This is a genomic window from Cyclobacterium sp. SOCE241 (assembly GCF_056867545.1).
Genome location: NZ_CP149779.1, coordinates 6,041,379 through 6,057,506 on the forward strand (window position 1 = coordinate 6,041,379; position 16,128 = coordinate 6,057,506).

Below are 16,128 nucleotides of genomic sequence, written 5' to 3' on the forward strand. Positions count from 1 at the left end.
ATTCCTAAATCAAATTAATCTCAAGAAATTGAAATCCATGAATAAAATCAAATTGGTTTTAACTGTAGGGCTTGGCATTTTTTTAATGTTGGACAGCTCTTCAGTTTTTGCCCAATCCAATTCCCATCCATTTTTAATTGTAACTGAAGATCAGTTTGAGGCACATCGCGAAAAGGCCTATTATGAACCTTGGAAGTCCATGGCTGAAGATGCCTTGAAAATCACAGAGGAAGGTTTCAATCAATCCATTTCGGGAGCGTATGAATTGCAGGATTATATTGGTGCAGTGGCTTTGGCTTATATCCTCTATCCGGAAGACAAAGCCAAGTACGCCCAAAAAGTCAAAGACTTAATCTTAAATCAATATTCAAAATTAAAACCTACCGAAAAAAGAGATTGGGGTGGAGTAGTGCCACCCATGAGCTCCTTTTTTGTGGCCATTCTTGCCTTGGATATTGTGTACAATGATTTGACCAAAGAGGAAATTCTAGCCTGTGAAAAGTTGATTGAATCTCAAATATTTAAAATTAACCGCAAAGGAAGCTGGACCGATGTAAGACTAGGAACGCATGGTACTTGGGACATTTACAAAGGTGTGCGAACAGGTCCTGATGATGCTTATTACAAAGGGATTATGCATCAAATTACCCCTGATGGTGTTTCTCCGGTGACCATACATTATGCTTGGGAAAGAGTAGGGGAGGAGACAGCCGTATTTCCAAGGCAGGTTATATGGATGTGCTTGAATTTACCGGAATAGACCAAAGATATTACGCCAATGAAAGACTTAAAAAGTATCATCGATGGCTTTTCAGTGCCAGTGTGAACAACAACAAGGAAATGGCCATCATAGGTGACATGCTTCCCAGTCAAACCTTGAATAACGATTTATTACATGCTCGGGTAGGTAATTTTGATGAATTGGCGGCATCTTATGCCGCATGGTTTCACGAGCATGACAAGAAAAGAGGGCATATCATTTCCTATTTGCTACCGAAGAAAAAATCACCTTATCCAAGTGCTCCCAAAAGCAGTTTCTATGAAAATGGAGGTGCTTTTCTCAGAGAGAGCGGTAGTGATTCTCTGGGCATTCATGCCGTGCTTTACAATATTAAGAGTCAAGATGAATGGCATACCCACCAAGAAACCAACGGCTTGGCATTATCCGGAATGGGGAACAGGCTTTTGGTCAATGGAGGGAGACTTGGTGAACCCACCCGGGCTGCAGCTTTAAACAATACCCTCACCATAGATGGTAAAGACCATGATTCCCGATTAGGCAATGGAATTGTGGAATACATTAGTCGCGAGGATTTTGACTATGCCATGGGAGATGCAGGACCGGCCCTTCCCTCGGCTTTTCACAACCGAAGCATGATTTTGTTGCACAAAACTCCGCATTCAAAAGCATATGTACTTCTTTTAGATGAGGTGGAGGTAGAGCAAGGGCAAAAGATCATCTCTTACCTGCACCCTGCCAATGAAAGTCATATTGATACCCTTTTGGTAAATGAATCCTACCGGGCTGCAATAGATCATTTTCCCACGGTAGCAGGAACTGCATTGGGCATCCATTACCTTACAAAGCCTGAGAGGATCAACCAAAGTTTGGTGGCTTCTGCAATACCTTCAAGGTATCCCAACCATCCGAAGCATTCCAGATTGGAAGCCATTTACTCTCCGGATAAATCGGGCAAGAATACCATTGTAACTTTATTAAATCCTATGGCTGAATCCGAAAAAGGTATTCAGCTACAGCCAAGGCTTCATGGGACCTTTACAGCCAATTTGCTGCAACATACGGATGGGGCAAAGGACCTTGTTTTTAACAGCTTTACACCGGATCGTAGCATTGCCTTTGACCATTTTCACTTTGAGGGGGAATTCTTCTTTCATAGGGAATCAAAAGGAGAACGAAATTTTATATTTGCAAAAAATGCCACTGATTTTAGTGACGGTGAGCTGGAATTTAAAGCAGATAAAATGCTTACCTTATGGATGAACAGTCAATTTATAAGTGTAATTGCCAATGAAAAAACAGACATTTATTTAAAAAGTAAAGCTTCAAGAAGGCTATACATTGACGATAAATTAATAGAAAATCCTGAAACTAAAGATGGCTGGATGAAAATTCCTTTGTCAGAGGGAGTACACAAGCTATATTACAAGTAATTGAATAAACCCATATAAAAATGATTAAATCAAAACACTTATTCCTGCTTATTTCAGGGATTATATTATCCCTAAATGCATTCGGCCAGAACCTTATCAGTAGCCAATACAGCGAACAAGAGCTTGCAGAAGTACTGATCCCCCTAAAAGATTGGCGACCATTTCCGGCCATTGACGATAGAGAAGCTTGGAGCAAAGCGGACAAAGAGCAAATGGAATTTTATCTAGATTATGCCAATGAAAACATCAATTATTCATGGCCTTATATTCCTGCCACCAAGTCCTTGTTGATTCACAGGAATGGAAACAGGACCGAATACCAAGAAATTACCTTTGAAAAAAGGAGGGTTTTAGGAGCCATGATTTTGGCAGAACTGTATGAGAACAAAGGAAGGTTTATTGATCCTATAGTCAATGGGGTATGGTCCATTTGTGAAGAGTCCTTTTGGGGAGTGCCGGCACACCTTCCCAAGACAGATGAGTATTCAGGATTAATGGATGTTTCCAAGCCATTTGTTGACCTATTTGCTGCGGAGACAGCCATGTATTTGGCCTGGGCAGATTACTTTTGGGAGAGAAATTCGATGAAATTTCTCCTCAGATAAGAAAGAGAATCAGGCATGAAACCACCAATAGAATATTTGAACCTCTGATGAACAAACATCACGGATGGATGTCCTCAAATGCCAATGGCAGGCGTCCAAATAACTGGAACCCATGGATCTGCTCCAACTGGATCAATGCGGCATTATTGCTGGAAGACGATGAGCAAAAAGAGTAGCCCATATCAATAAAGCCACACAAGTACTGGACGAATTTTTGACACCTTATCCCGAAGATGGGGGATGTGATGAGGGACCGGGCTATTGGGGTGCCGCAGCAGCCTCGTTATTTGATAACCTTTCTTTGCTGAATGAGGCATCAAATGGAGCTTTTCAGTTTGCCTATGAGGATGAAAAAGTAAAAAATATGGGGCGCTATATTTATAGGGCGCAAATTAGTAAAGATTACTTTCTGAATTTTGCAGATGCCAGTCCCAAACCTACCATGGCGGGAGCCATGATTTACAGGTATGGCAAGGCCATTCAGGATCCCGACATGATGAAATTTGGGGCTTACTATATAGCGGAAAATGAAAAAGCCTTGCCAAGGTTTCATTATTTCAGACATTTCTTTGAAGTGTTTATGCATGAGGAATTGGAAAATGCAGAGAAGGGACTTCCATTGCCAAAAGACGTTTGGCTAAAAGACATACAGGTAATGGTAGCCCGAGACCAGGAAGGAAGCACAGATGGCTTCTTCCTTGCTGCCAAAGGTGGGCACAATGATGAAAGCCACAACCACAATGACATCGGAAACTACGTGGTATTTTACGATGGGCTTCCTGTGTTAATAGATGTGGGAAGTGGAACTTATACCCGAAGGACTTTCAGTGGGGAGCGGTATTCCATTTGGTTCAACCGTTCGGACTACCACAACCTGCCTACTGTAAATGGGCAAACGCAAACAGCCGGAAGGGCCTACCAGGCCACGAAGGTTGCTTATGAAACCAATAGAAGAAGTTCATCCATGACTTTGGATATTAGCGCATCCTATCCCGAGTCAGCAGGTCTGGTTTCCTGGCAGCGAGACCTAGCGTTAAACCGTGGGAAAAGGGTAACAATTAAAGACACCTACAAGTTATCGGAAGCTGGAGAAATCATTCAGCACCTGATGACCGTTTATCCGGTAGAGGTAGTCAAACCCGGTTTGATTTCCATTGCTTATCAGGGTAAAGACGGAAAAGTATCCCCCTTTGAAATCCAATACAATCCAAATGATATGGAAGTAGAAGTAGAGAAAATGCCATTTGATTTACCGGAAGATGAAGGCGTCGCGAGCAAGTGGGGTCAAGACATGTACCGAATCAACCTTACAAGCAATGGCGATTTAAAAGCCGGCAAGATGGATTTTACCATTAGCAAGAAATAAACTTCAATAGCCTAAAGGGCTAATAAAAAATAAGCGTGGATAGGATTCACGCTTATTTTTTTCCCACCCTCACCGGAGGCTGAGCTTGTCGAAGTCGTAGGAATCCCCTCCCGGAGGCTGAGCTTGTCGAAGCTGTAGGGGGCGAAGAACGTTAGCAACCGCCCGACTATTTCTACCTGAATTGAATTCGGGATTTATTTCAAAAAGTTGAAAACTTTCAGCACTCGTGGGTTCCTTCTCCCGGAGGCTGAGCCTGTCGAAGCCGTAGGAATTGAAACTTTGATAACCTACCCTCACCGGAGACTGAGCCTGTCGAAGTCGTAGGAATCGAAAAACGTTAGCAACCACCTGGCTATTTCGGGGTTAAGAAAGTTGAAAACTTTCCGCATTGTAGGTCCAAGTTACACTTCGCTAAACTTGAACCAGTGGTACCGGAGGCTGAGCTTGTCGAAGCTGTAGGGACCAAACAAGGGTACTTCGGAAGTGGGGTGGGGTACTTCCAAACCTACCCATTGGAGTTTATAACCTCAATTACCCACCTTAAAACAGGGGTGGGGTACCTAAAACTGACAAGCTTGAATATATTTTATGGAATTTTCCGGTTCAGCACTTATATTTTTCACCTCAAACCTGAAAAATTCGACCAAAAACTGACAGAAAACAGGGTAAAAACCGGAATATATGACAAAATTTCAGGAAAAGTCTTTGGATAAGGTCAAATTTTCGAGGTTTGGAAGTGGGGAGGGGTACTTCGGAATCTACCCATTGGAGTTATTTACTTCAAAATTCCAGTTATGAAGTGGGTAATTGAACCTTTTAGACGAAAATTTCCGCCTTTTTGGCAGTTTTTTTTAATTTTTAACTGATCCATTTGACCAAAAACTGACAAGAGAGAAGGGGTGAAGTAAAGTATTTCAGAGAAATAAAGCTTAATATAGGGTTTTTAAGGGAATTTATTACTAGGAACTGATCATGGATTACCTGAGACTTTGCATGGAAAAACAAAATGATCTAAAATCAGCAGATTGGAGATTTTAAAAGGCAATGGAAGGGTAAATGTCTAAAAGTGTGTAAATTTTGCATTGGAGATTCATGCCTTTCTGGTATTGTCGGTTTACAAACGGTTGTAAACGTTTAACAAAATATTAGGGCGGAATATGCCTTAAACCTATTATTTCCTCAAAAAAACCAGTTTGAAGGCTGCAAAGGGCTTTTTATTCATAAGTTTTTAGTTAATTTAGGGGTTAGATAGTAGGTATCTATCTATTTGAATAAGCATTACTGGTCCTTATATTGTATTCTTCAAACGTTAGATACACTATTGTTGTGATGAATTTAAAAAAATGAATGAGATTTTAAATAATTTAGGCTTTGTTATTGGAGCTTTAGGTCTAATAGGAACAATCTATGGATTGTATATAGCATTAAAGAAAAAAAATACCCTGGAAATATCATTTTTATAGAATCTGATTCAATAGGTATGTTCCACGAGATAACAAAAAAGTTTGAACAAATAAGTATTACTTTTGATTCCAAACCGATAGAAGAAAATATTGTCTATTTAAAATTCAGTATTTTCAATGCTGGTTCAATAGACATTGATTTAAGAAATGCCGAATCACCTATAAACATCAAACTTCCAAAAAAGACTAAATGGATTTCAGTTTTCGAATCGCAAAAATCTTCCAATTTACAACTCAACCTAAAAACAAAAAATGATACAAGCTTGATTATCGATGGTGGACTTTTTCGAAAGCACGAATTTATCGAAATCGAAGGTTTAGTTGAACTCAAATCTGATAAAGTAACCCTTGATAAAATTATAGAAAATATAGAGATTAAACATCGAATTCCAAATGTCGATAATGTAGAAAAAATTAATATAGAGAGTGATAAAAGATTGTATAGAATTGCAAAAAATTCTAGTTCGTTTTACTATTACAGAACTATTTTCGTAGCTGTGTTTATAGGACTTATTATATTCTCAGGTCATATAGGAGATTTCAATAAAGAATCGGAAGTTGTATATAAACAAAATGACAAGCTTTTTGAACTCAATGAAATTAAAAATGACAGTATTTTTCTCGAAAATTTAAATAATGGTGAAACTCATGCAATTTCAATCTCTAATTTTGAAAAAACAGTAAAACCTTCAATTTCAAATAGAAAAAAATAAGTGATTGGATTTTTAAATTAATGCTATTCTTATCAGCTGGCTTAGGTGTCTTAACATCGTATGGGTGGTATAGTGACGCTAAACTTTGGAAAAAAATAAAATATTACGTTTCCGAAAAAGAAAGAATTAAAAAACTCATCACAACAATTAAGCTTCAATGATGCGATTAAAGCTTCGGTTTATTGAATTCCTGTGCGTTCAGGATTTGTTCTTAGCCTCTGTTAGCCTTCTGTTATGGGGATTGGATAGGTTTTGTTGTTTAAGATAGCTGCAAATTATTTAAAAGTTGACAAATTTATTTTCCAATAGCGTTTTTTATTCCTTATACCTGTGTTTTTTGAGTTCTTAGAAAATCTGAACCATAGTATACCAGGGCTTAAAATGAATTCATTTCGATGAAGAGTTATGGTAGGTGGGCAAGAGGTTATTGGATTTCAATAAAGAAGGCTATTGGTAAGCCGTATGAAGGAAAAATTTATTTTTTACCCTGAATTTAACAGGGTACGGTTTGATAAAGGGTTGCTGATTCTCTGCTTCTTATTATCTTTATAGGTAATATTAAAGTAGGCTATCAGGCTCTACTCTACTAGCACAAGCTTAAAAACACTTACGAAAATGACAGTTGAACATATTATCAAAGAAGAATACACAAAGCTGAGTGCTTCAAAAAGTGAATCAGAGAAAAGCAATATACTTTACAATATTATAAAGTTGAAAGTAAAAATATCTCAAACTAATGGACTTTACAAAGATATTAAAAATTTTTCTGACTCATACATTGAAACAATTAAATTAGCTGACTATGGATATGATAATTACAACTATTCGAAAATTGAACAGCTAATTGAATACTTACCTTCAAATCAACAAGTATCAATTTTAAAATATATCACATCCGTTGCATCAAGAGAGCTACCTGAGCACGAGAGGTCTTGGTTTATTACTAGAAAACATAAATCAGAAATCAAACAAGTTCTCGAAAGCAAGAATTACGTATCATACCCCAAAACTGTTTTTTATACTTAGGAGAATCTATTGTAAGATTACTTTTAGGAATAATAGTATTATTTATTATCACTTGTTTTATATTGTTACCAGCCCCTATAGATTCATTGGTAATTTTTGATGTATCATATGAGGATTATTCTCAGAATTCATTACTGAATCATATAATGAATGTTCTTACTTTATTCGCTGACCTTGAGAATAATTTAAAAGTTGAGCCTATTGGTTTGTTTGGACTTCTAGTAATAATTATTGGTAAGCTTTTATTTATTACATTCATAATAAATTTTTTCTATTTTAAAATTTCAGATAAGATTTCGCAAAAATGAAGGGACACGAAATAATGGACTATATCCAAAGGAAAATAAACTCTATCCTATTTAGGCTAGTATTGGTTGGATATTCCTTTTTAATTGTTTTTTCACAAAATAATCTATTCCCCATTCTAGTTTATATAGGGGCAACAATTTTGTATTTATTTTTATTTGTAAAATTTGACAAAAAAGACAAAATAAGGTTACTGAATGACTTTTTGTTTATCAACTTTATTCTTTTGGGCAAAGACCCGGGTGAAATACTGATTTTCACACTCATTATTCTCCCAATTATCAATAGCATAAATTTTTCAGGTACAAAAAAATCCATTGCGTTATACGTTTACACGACAGTCACTTACATTATACTAATCTCTTACCTTAATAATAAAGCTGATGCCGAGTTTATTTTAAACAATTTACTTCCTTTAGCTTCAATAATATTCTTATGGGTAATAAATGGCTATACAGAATTGAGATTAAAAATTAGAACATTTCGGGAAGAATTGAATGCAACTGTAGATAATTTTTATCTAAAGAAAGAAGAGATCAAACGACCACACAAAATATATAAACAATTAATTGAAGTAATCCATGACAATACTGAGAAAATAAAAATTGATGATATAATTTGTTTTACAATTCATTCCAACAAATCTGATAAACTTGTTATAACTAATGGGTCATCATTCATTTGGTCATTTAGCATAAAAGAGGAAAATATTATTGAGGAAATACGAAGTAAAAAAAGTATCGTAAATATCAAATTAACACTTGATGGACGAGAGAAACACAATAATTTACTTATCTATTCTAAGGTTGAAAACCAAGAATATATCTATGCAATCATTACTGAAGCAACATTACCTTTTTATTATTTGCTAATAGGTTTCTTTAATCGGACACTTGAACCAGCATTCAAAAAATATCTAACATATTATTGAGTGAAAAAAGGTTACAAGACTTTAGAAACGAGGAGATTAATAGACTATCAGAAAGAAGTCAGTATGTAAATAGAGCTAACAAAACAATGCATTACATTAGAAACAGACTAGGTCCATTTTCAAACCTCTTAAGAATGTTAGAAAATTTTGACAGTGTAATAGAAGAAAAGAGAAGTAGTTTTAGAGAATTAATATTTAAAGAAGCTGAAACTGCAAGAAATGAATTAAATAACATTACAGAACGAGCAAACAATATGCTTGAAAAAAGCAACAATCCTTTTGTCTACACTAAGCTAGATGAAATTTCAATAGAACGTGTTTTTACTATTTTAAAAAGAAATGTTTATAGCTTTTTTCCTAATACTGAAATTGACATTTCAATAGACTCTAAAGAAGAAAAGAAGTTTGTTAAGTTGAATGAAGAGGGATTCGAATTATTTCTATCTGATTGGTTAAATAATATGCTAAAATATAAAAGAAAATTTGTCGAATGTAAGTTTATAGTTTCGGAAACCACAGTAGAAATAAATTTTTGCAATGACCATAGACTATCTAAGCAAGACTTGGATAAGCTGATAAATGACCTAATGTCGGATGACCGAAATGAAATAATGCGTAGAACAACCCATGGACTTTACACTATAAAACTAACTTTAGAGGATATGAATATTCCTTATCAGGCACTTGCTGCTGACAACGATACTAAACTTGTTTTAAAATTACATTTAAAAACATTACTTTATGAAAATAGCAATATTTGAAAATGAATATCAATCAGTTAGTGGAGCATTTAATGCAGCTAACTTGTTAAACTTTGATAATGCTCTAAATATCCAAGTGTTTCCCTCTTCTCAGTCGGGATCTTTAACCGAAATAGTAGGTTTTGATGTAATTTTCATCGACATAGATTTATCCTCAAAAAGTGACTTAGATGGTTATTCATTAATTCAACAATTGCAAAATATTGACGATAATATCAATAAAAAGATAGTTATATTGACAGGGAATAACAAAATAATTGAATCACTTAATTTAAGAAAAATAAATAGCATAAAAATTTCAATCATAATTAAGCCAACTGACTATGAGGAAATCACAAAAGTAATTATGAGAGTAAAGAATGCTAGTGCATAACAAGGGGTTGGCACAATTGCGGGGGCGTAGTTAGTTGAATATTCTAGCTCGTATCAACTTTTGTGGTTTATTGGTAAGCATCCGAGGAACCCATATAAGATTAATTTGGAGTTGTTGGATTTTATGCTTTGAGGAGCTACTTGATTTTTTATATTTCTCCCAATTGGAAGGTAGTAGTTGATAGAGGGTCTTTTTGCTTGTAGCTCTGGATTCTTTCAGGCCATTCTTGGAGCCATTCAAACTCATTAATTTTGTTCTTTTTGCAGCTGGCCATGAAAGAATACATGGCTGCTGTCATCTCCGCAGCCTTGTGCGATCCTGCAAATAGATACGCTTTACGACCTATAGCTAGTGGACGAACGGCATTTTCAACCAGGTTATTGTCTATTTCCATTTGTCCATGAAGTGCATAAACACTCAGTCCTGCCCATCTTGACCTGGTATATTCTATAGCCTTACCCATTGGACTTGTTGGTCTGTGGCTGTATTGGTGCTTTTCAGCCATTGCCCTAATCTGTCCAGCACAAGGGTGGCATGCTCTTTTCTCTCCTTCGTTTTCTGTAGATAGTCATACCCCTTTTCTCTCATCTGTGCTTCAGCTTATAGAGTAGTTGCATTTCATCAAGGACATGGTTTGCCTGTTCCTGTTGTCATTGAGCGCTTCTACAAACTTGCGTCTGGCATGTGCCGCTAAGAACGTTAAATGAATAGTGTCATGTTTCCCATAAGGGAATCGCACCTTGTAGCCATCTGTTTGGATGATACCCTTAAAGTCAGCAAGCATTTCTTTAGGACCCGATCGATCCCTCCCTTTTCTGTAATCAAAGAGTACTAGACTTATCTACCGGCGCATGATAAAGCCACATGAACCCCTGATGAATACTTTTTGTGATCTCTATCTAACACTTTTATAGGCGTTTCGTCTACCTGAAGGTATTTTTGACTTAGGACTACCATACTGAGTAGATCGGAGAGTGGCTTGAGCTGTTCCCAGCCCTTGATTGCAGTCAGAGGCACTCGAAGCAGGGGTTCTGACGCCCATCTTGCTGTATTTATCCAGCTGCCTGTGAAGCGGCATTCCGTAGACATATTTGTCTACGATGAGTTAAACAATCACTGATTCTGAAGGTATTCCTTTTTCTATTACTCTGTCTGGTAATGTACCAATGAGGATGCCTTCACCGTTCGATCTCGCGTATTTTGGACGTACGTAGCGTTTCACATAAAAAGATGCCGGAACTACTTCCAATACTTCGGTTACTTCCTGACCTATCTGCACACAACCTTCCAGTGGATTCTTTTGGCTCTATCACCACTTCTTCCCTTCCTGAGCTCTTCGGGAAGGCTCATACGAGAGGTGCCCTTGGCTCTTTTCTTTGGAGTGGTTTTTGCTCTGTGGTAGGTACTGACTCGGAAAGCTCCTCTTGTACAGCTTGGGTAGTGCCTAGCTCGAAAAGCCCCATCTGATTTAGTCCCACATTAGCGGTTCTCTTTTCACTCTTGGTGCCAAAAATATACCCCTGAACTTTTTCAAGTTCATGCTTTAGGTCTGCTATTGCACTTTCCTTTTCGGAGATGGTCAACAATGACTCTTGATGGGCTTGGAGCTCTTGCTCATATAGCTTTTTGTAGTCGATTGTCTCATTTTCCATGACATAAAAATAAGCATAAAAAATAGGTTTGAAGTAGTTTTAAGGCACTTTTTTACTTAATTCACGTGTTTATTTTCACGCCCTTTTAAGGGTGTGTGTATCGGGTTCTGTAGCGTACCGATTCCAGCCTTACCCCCTGTAAGAGAGCTGAGTTGGTATATGGCTGTTCCGATGAGAATAGGACGTTCAAAAGTGCCTCGTTCCAACTTTTTGATATATAAGGCAAAACCATCTTTGTCCCATTGCAAAAGTCGGATTTGGTTGCCTCGCTTGCCAATAAAAATGAACACATCTCCATTCATGGGGTCAAAGCCAAGCTTGTTACGTACCAGTCCAGAAAGGCATTGATACCAAAACGCATATCAGTGGACTTATCATATAAAAAGTAACGACATGAAGAGGATAGCGCAAGCATTCGTTAGACAAGAAGCGATTTTAATAAACTCGGGTGAGACCCCATCATAGATTTCTAGGCTGATTCCTGAAGGATAATGAATATGCGCTATTACTCGGCCTTCTCGACCAACAGATGGAATAGTGTCCAGCAATTGGAAAGCTTTCCCATTATTTTGTTTCTTCTTCCTGTGTGCTGAATTTTTTGGTCCAATAATAAAAAAGTTGTTCGAACGATCCCATGCATATCGGAAAATGCTGATCTGCTAACCCCTGAGGATAACCATTCTTGATAAAGTTTACGCATATTGCTTTCTGTCTCTTTTCATGACACAAGTTTAGCAACAGATTAGCTTTTACAAAAGATGTAGTTTGTCGGATGGATACGTTTATTGACAGTATAGTGCTCCGAAATCCGCCACTGCGCCAAGCGCCAAACCATACGTAACTGTTTATAAGGTGGTGGAACCGAACCACTGGTGTTGTCCTACAAGGGAGAGCATCAGTTGTAGCGTCAAGGTATTGAGCGTTATGGAAAAGGCCACGTCAAGAGCGTGGTCAGGTAAGAATAAACCTGCCTACCGGAAGGTAGGTGTAAATGAACCTCTGATGAAGTGTCCCTGAAGTCAGGGCAAATAGAGAAAGTGCTATATTTTGCCTAAAGTGTTTGATGTATATCAAACATTACGAGTTCATTGGTTACCTATTAGTTTTATGTAAGGCTGGCTTTTAGAAATAACATAGGCTGCCTAGTATTTTAGGATACGGTTTGATGAAAGGGGGTCGGATCCTTTATTTTTTATTATTATCTTTATTGGCAATTTAATTAATTGGGTATCAGGCTTTGCTCTTCGGGACAACAATCTAAATGCAATGAGTAAAAAGAACTACAACTTAGCTGTCATATATGAGTTTCTTTTGATAATACTACCAGTTTGTCTATATGTGTTTTTAGAAGCATTGCACAAAAATGATTATACATATTTTTTGAAATCTCCTGAATGGGGAATAGCAACAATTTTTTTAAGTTTTCAAGGAACAGCTCTATATATCAAAGCTTTAACCCAATCCGGGAAAAAATTTAATTATATTTTCCTAGGTTTACTATTACTCGCTGTAATATTTATAGTTATAGCGTCTATTCTTAATTCCTATATGTCTCTAAATTCTAAGGAAGATAACCTGTTTAAACAGATTTTACGAATCTTTTAATTCTGTATCTAATCATTTCTCTTTTAGGAATGTCAGCACATAAAATTGAAAATAAATGAGCAGGAAATATAAACGAGATCTTGGAGCAATGGAAGCGCATTCTGACCCTAAGTTCAAACAACACTTTATTGAAGTACAGGACTTATTGTCAATTCTTGATGATGATTCTGACATTGTATTTGGATTGAAGGGCAGTGGTAAAAGTGCTCTTTGTAGAGCCCTTCATGAGTTGAAAAAAGATGAATTCCTCGCTACAAAAATCATCAATTTAGATGACTTAAGTTTTACTCAAATTCACCAAGCATTAGTATCACTTCAAGCAACTACACATAAAGAATTAATTAAATTATCGAGTATGACCTGGCGAAACGTTCTGTTAATTTATTCTATTGAAGCATATGTTGATACGTTGGATAAGAATGATTCGCTTAGAACGGAGGTAGATAGCTTATTATCAAGAAAAAGTTATAAGAATCATAAATCAAATAGCAGAGTACTTTCATTCATTCAAAATCTTATTTCACGAATTGCTGAATTAGGCTTTGACTCGAGTGAAGATTCAGTTCTTAGTCTTAATAAAATGCAACTTGATGAACTTGACAAGCCATTTGATGGCGAATTGGTTTCCGCATTTGAAGTGATTCTTGATAAATTGGCTGGAGAGCCTAAGAAAGTTTTGATTTGCTTAGACGGTTTTGATTCAATAATTGATCATAGTGAAGAATCAAGAAAGGCTATTTTTTCGGGTTTAGTTGATGCTATTTACAAGAATGCTAAGGATAATTCAATTAACCATAATTTTGTATATAAGGCATTTCTTCCCAGAGAACTTACTGATGGTGTTAGAAATTCTCATTTTGACTCAGATAAATTTATCTTTAATAGACATTATTTAGGCTGGACTTCAAATGAATTTAAAAAGTTGATCTCTAAAAGAATAAAACCATACTGTAAGGCGAAAAACAATGACTTTGATAGTTTGTGGGACGAACATATGCCAAAAAAATAAAGAATAGTGTACATGGTGTAGAAGAAAATACCTTTGAATATATTTTGAGACACACGCTTTATAGACCTCGTCATTTGCTCATTCACTTACAATATATATTTGATGAGTGGGATAAGAATAATCATCAGTATAAAGTTGATCCTTCATCTATCCCGAAGATAGTTAGTCGCACAAATAAAAAACTTGCAGAATTGATATCCGGGGAATTAGAGTATGCAATTCCTGGAATTACTCAATTTCTACATTCTTGGAATTCTATTTCTTGCACAGTTACGTTTGAAATGTTTGTCAAAAGAATGAACAGGCTATTTGGATTAACAGATTTAAGTGAAACGAGAGAACTTTTGATAAGCTCTTTAATATTGGGATTTTGGGATATTTTAAAAAAGCTGAATTCACAAATAAATCAAACGACAAAATGAGTTGTGTTTTTGCATATTCTAATGGTGATTTAGGAAAGAGACTCATTTATAACTCATTAGAAAGTGATGATATTATTGCCCTTAGTCCAATATTTCAAGAGTATTGTGGCTGTAATTATGCTAAATATGGATATATATGCCAAAAGTGACGTCTATTGCTAACAAAAAACATGAATTAATAGGCTCTTCCTCACTTACTGAGCATTGCATGCCAAGAATCAACCAAGGTAATAAAAGGTCGAATGCTTTAAATGTGAAGATGGTATGTTCATCAGGGTCGTTTTACTGGGGATGGCTCTAAACCACCTAAAGGTGCTCCAATTAACAGTTTTGGTGCTGAGTGTTTAGGTTAATCTAATCCCTGAGGTTAGAAGGTAAGAATAAAGGAATTGAATCCTGAGAAATTCTATGGGTTAACTTTAATATAACATTGTAAAGATGTCGAGAAGAAGAGAACTCCATACAAAAGCTACGAAGTTTGATAGGGAGTTAAAATTGATATCAATGAAAACATTGATTACAGAGTTAACCTATTTATCTTCTGTAAGATTGGGTAATATTAAGGAAGTGGATTAGGCTGTACTCTACTTCCTAATTATGAAAAAATCTATTAAATATGAATGATAAGCTTTTGGACATATTTCAAATAGAAAAAACATGCAAATATCGTGGAGAAGTTTATCATGTTAGGGATAATGGAGCTATTTATAGATGCAGAAGATTTGGTAAAAGGAAAAGACCTTTAGATGAAAAATGGACTATCGGAAATCGTAATAAGTTAACTGGCTATAGGAATATTGGATCTGAAACAGTGCATAGAATTGTAGCAACCGCGTTTCATGGGCCACAACCGTCAGAAGACCACATTGTTTACCACTTTGATACTGTTCGACATAATAATCGACCTGAAAATTTGGCTTGGGTAACTCGACTTGAAAATATTTTATTAAACCCTACAACTGTACGTCGAATCAAGATTTCCTATGGTAGCATCGAGAATTTTTTAAAAGACCCATCTCGGCTTAAATCAGGAAATCTTGATCCAAGATTAGAGTGGATGCGTTCGGTCATCAAGGAAGAGGCTGAACATGCACGACAAAGATTGCTTGATTGGGCAAACAGTGGTAAAATTCCTTCAGGAGGTATACTTGGAGATTGGCTCTACGAATTACCAAATGAACAATTTAGCGAAGAACCATCATCAGAAATTTTGATCGAGTCTAAAACATCTGGGGCAATCCAAAAAAGCTGGAAGACGCCGAGTGAGTTTCCACTTTGTCCTTCTAATCCTACAAAGAATGGCTTACAAGATTATTACCAACGTATCAAAGAAGGAGATGTGTTTGCACGTAATAATTTTGGTGAATCGAAAGTTGTTAGCGCAGCGCTTTCTGAAAGGTTGGATGCTTTACTAGTGATGTGTCATCATCCTGGAGCATTAAAAGAATGGTCGCTGGTACAAGTCTCAATTGTGGACCATCTTTTCATTCATGAGAGTTTAGGACATTTTTTAATTTGGAAGGCGCAAAGAAGCAATTCACACTTAAACGTGGATTAAAATGGGAAGGTGGTGATACCATAGATGATTATTGTTGACCGAGAAGAATAAAAACTAGGTACATGATAACTAAGCATTTTGCCGGCTAGAACAGCCAGGCATTAATCCTGTTGAACCCTGAGAAATGTTCAAGATCCCTTCGGCCCCCTTCGGCAGGCCGAGGGAC

The 16,128-nt window shown here is 36.5% G+C and carries 17 protein-coding genes and 2 pseudogenes; 14 read left to right on the forward strand and 5 right to left on the reverse strand.

The window, feature by feature from the left end:
* The first annotated feature begins 37 nt into the window (after positions 1 to 37).
* From WG932_RS30605 to WG932_RS30655, 11 genes are all read left to right on the forward strand, one after another.
* Positions 38 to 760 carry a hypothetical protein gene (locus tag WG932_RS30605; RefSeq protein ID WP_483086415.1) on the forward strand — a complete coding sequence of 241 codons (723 nt, stop codon included), beginning with the start codon at positions 38 to 40 and terminating at the stop codon, positions 758 to 760.
* A complete protein-coding gene (locus tag WG932_RS30610; protein ID WP_483086416.1) occupies positions 685 to 2,172 on the forward strand; it encodes a hypothetical protein in 1,488 nt (495 codons plus the stop codon). The genes WG932_RS30605 and WG932_RS30610 overlap by 76 nt, the downstream gene beginning before the upstream one ends.
* A 20-nt stretch (positions 2,173 to 2,192) precedes the next feature.
* On the forward strand, positions 2,193 to 2,777 hold the full coding sequence (locus tag WG932_RS30615) for a hypothetical protein (RefSeq protein WP_483086417.1): 585 nt from the start codon (positions 2,193 to 2,195) through the stop codon (positions 2,775 to 2,777).
* Between the two features lie 47 nt (positions 2,778 to 2,824).
* Positions 2,825 to 2,953 carry a hypothetical protein gene (locus WG932_RS30620; RefSeq protein WP_483086418.1) on the forward strand — a complete coding sequence of 43 codons (129 nt, stop codon included), beginning with the start codon at positions 2,825 to 2,827 and terminating at the stop codon, positions 2,951 to 2,953.
* Between the two features lie 38 nt (positions 2,954 to 2,991).
* Positions 2,992 to 4,143: a heparinase II/III domain-containing protein gene (locus WG932_RS30625; RefSeq protein ID WP_483086419.1), complete on the forward strand. Its 1,152-nt coding sequence runs from the start codon at positions 2,992 to 2,994 to the stop codon at positions 4,141 to 4,143.
* Positions 4,144 to 4,568: 425 nt separating this feature from the next.
* Positions 4,569 to 4,856, forward strand: a complete 288-nt coding sequence (locus WG932_RS30630) for a hypothetical protein (protein WP_483086420.1) — start codon at positions 4,569 to 4,571, stop codon at positions 4,854 to 4,856.
* Positions 4,857 to 5,623: 767 nt separating this feature from the next.
* Positions 5,624 to 6,319 carry a hypothetical protein gene (locus WG932_RS30635; protein WP_483086421.1) on the forward strand — a complete coding sequence of 232 codons (696 nt, stop codon included), beginning with the start codon at positions 5,624 to 5,626 and terminating at the stop codon, positions 6,317 to 6,319.
* Positions 6,320 to 6,934: 615 nt separating this feature from the next.
* Positions 6,935 to 7,345, forward strand: a complete 411-nt coding sequence (locus WG932_RS30640) for a hypothetical protein (RefSeq protein ID WP_483086422.1) — start codon at positions 6,935 to 6,937, stop codon at positions 7,343 to 7,345.
* A 304-nt stretch (positions 7,346 to 7,649) separates the two neighbouring features.
* Positions 7,650 to 8,582, forward strand: coding sequence for a hypothetical protein (locus WG932_RS30645; RefSeq protein WP_483086423.1), 933 nt, complete (start codon positions 7,650 to 7,652; stop codon positions 8,580 to 8,582).
* A gap of 134 nt (positions 8,583 to 8,716) precedes the next feature.
* Complete coding sequence (locus WG932_RS30650; RefSeq protein WP_483086424.1) at positions 8,717 to 9,343, forward strand: hypothetical protein; 627 nt, start codon at positions 8,717 to 8,719, stop codon at positions 9,341 to 9,343.
* Positions 9,324 to 9,716: a hypothetical protein gene (locus tag WG932_RS30655; RefSeq protein WP_483086425.1), complete on the forward strand. Its 393-nt coding sequence runs from the start codon at positions 9,324 to 9,326 to the stop codon at positions 9,714 to 9,716. Before WG932_RS30650 ends, WG932_RS30655 begins: the two co-directional genes overlap by 20 nt.
* 148 nt (positions 9,717 to 9,864) lie before the next feature.
* Here the strand turns inward: WG932_RS30655 and WG932_RS30660 are convergent.
* From WG932_RS30660 to tnpB, 5 genes and pseudogenes are all read right to left on the reverse strand, one after another.
* A pseudogene (locus tag WG932_RS30660) lies at positions 9,865 to 10,500 on the reverse strand (IS66 family transposase).
* A 53-nt stretch (positions 10,501 to 10,553) separates the two neighbouring features.
* Complete coding sequence (locus tag WG932_RS30665; RefSeq protein ID WP_483086426.1) at positions 10,554 to 10,805, reverse strand: IS66 family transposase; 252 nt, start codon at positions 10,803 to 10,805, stop codon at positions 10,554 to 10,556.
* Positions 10,806 to 10,821: 16 nt separating this feature from the next.
* A complete protein-coding gene (locus WG932_RS30670) occupies positions 10,822 to 10,995 on the reverse strand; it encodes an IS66 family transposase zinc-finger binding domain-containing protein (RefSeq protein WP_483086427.1) in 174 nt (57 codons plus the stop codon).
* A gap of 67 nt (positions 10,996 to 11,062) precedes the next feature.
* Complete coding sequence (locus WG932_RS30675) at positions 11,063 to 11,368, reverse strand: transposase domain-containing protein (RefSeq protein WP_483086428.1); 306 nt, start codon at positions 11,366 to 11,368, stop codon at positions 11,063 to 11,065.
* 56 nt (positions 11,369 to 11,424) lie between these two features.
* Positions 11,425 to 11,703: pseudogene (gene tnpB / locus WG932_RS30680) on the reverse strand (IS66 family insertion sequence element accessory protein TnpB); the annotation flags it as partial.
* A gap of 1,325 nt (positions 11,704 to 13,028) precedes the next feature.
* Here tnpB and WG932_RS30685 point away from each other — a divergent pair.
* From WG932_RS30685 to WG932_RS30695, 3 genes are all read left to right on the forward strand, one after another.
* On the forward strand, positions 13,029 to 13,982 hold the full coding sequence (locus WG932_RS30685) for a P-loop ATPase, Sll1717 family (protein WP_483086429.1): 954 nt from the start codon (positions 13,029 to 13,031) through the stop codon (positions 13,980 to 13,982).
* On the forward strand, positions 13,955 to 14,404 hold the full coding sequence (locus WG932_RS30690; RefSeq protein ID WP_483086430.1) for a hypothetical protein: 450 nt from the start codon (positions 13,955 to 13,957) through the stop codon (positions 14,402 to 14,404). The genes WG932_RS30685 and WG932_RS30690 overlap by 28 nt, the downstream gene beginning before the upstream one ends.
* 616 nt (positions 14,405 to 15,020) lie before the next feature.
* The gene (locus WG932_RS30695; protein WP_483086431.1) at positions 15,021 to 15,962 is read left to right on the forward strand and encodes an HNH endonuclease signature motif containing protein; all 942 of its coding nucleotides are present in this window, start codon (positions 15,021 to 15,023) and stop codon (positions 15,960 to 15,962) included.
* The last annotated feature ends 166 nt before the right edge of the window (positions 15,963 to 16,128 follow it).

Coding starts and splice junctions, on each gene's coding strand:
- WG932_RS30605 (WP_483086415.1), top strand. CDS start 38: ATGAATAAAATCAAATTGGTTTTAACTGTAGGGCTTGGCATTTTTTTA.
- WG932_RS30615 (WP_483086417.1), top strand. CDS start 2,193: ATGATTAAATCAAAACACTTATTCCTGCTTATTTCAGGGATTATATTA.
- WG932_RS30620 (WP_483086418.1), top strand. CDS start 2,825: ATGAACAAACATCACGGATGGATGTCCTCAAATGCCAATGGCAGGCGT.
- WG932_RS30635 (WP_483086421.1), top strand. CDS start 5,624: ATGTTCCACGAGATAACAAAAAAGTTTGAACAAATAAGTATTACTTTT.
- WG932_RS30640 (WP_483086422.1), top strand. CDS start 6,935: ATGACAGTTGAACATATTATCAAAGAAGAATACACAAAGCTGAGTGCT.
- WG932_RS30645 (WP_483086423.1), top strand. CDS start 7,650: ATGAAGGGACACGAAATAATGGACTATATCCAAAGGAAAATAAACTCT.
- WG932_RS30650 (WP_483086424.1), top strand. CDS start 8,717: ATGTTAGAAAATTTTGACAGTGTAATAGAAGAAAAGAGAAGTAGTTTT.
- WG932_RS30655 (WP_483086425.1), top strand. CDS start 9,324: ATGAAAATAGCAATATTTGAAAATGAATATCAATCAGTTAGTGGAGCA.
- WG932_RS30665 (WP_483086426.1), bottom strand. CDS start 10,805: ATGTCTACGGAATGCCGCTTCACAGGCAGCTGGATAAATACAGCAAGA.
- WG932_RS30675 (WP_483086428.1), bottom strand. CDS start 11,368: ATGGAAAATGAGACAATCGACTACAAAAAGCTATATGAGCAAGAGCTC.
- WG932_RS30685 (WP_483086429.1), top strand. CDS start 13,029: ATGAGCAGGAAATATAAACGAGATCTTGGAGCAATGGAAGCGCATTCT.
- WG932_RS30695 (WP_483086431.1), top strand. CDS start 15,021: ATGAATGATAAGCTTTTGGACATATTTCAAATAGAAAAAACATGCAAA.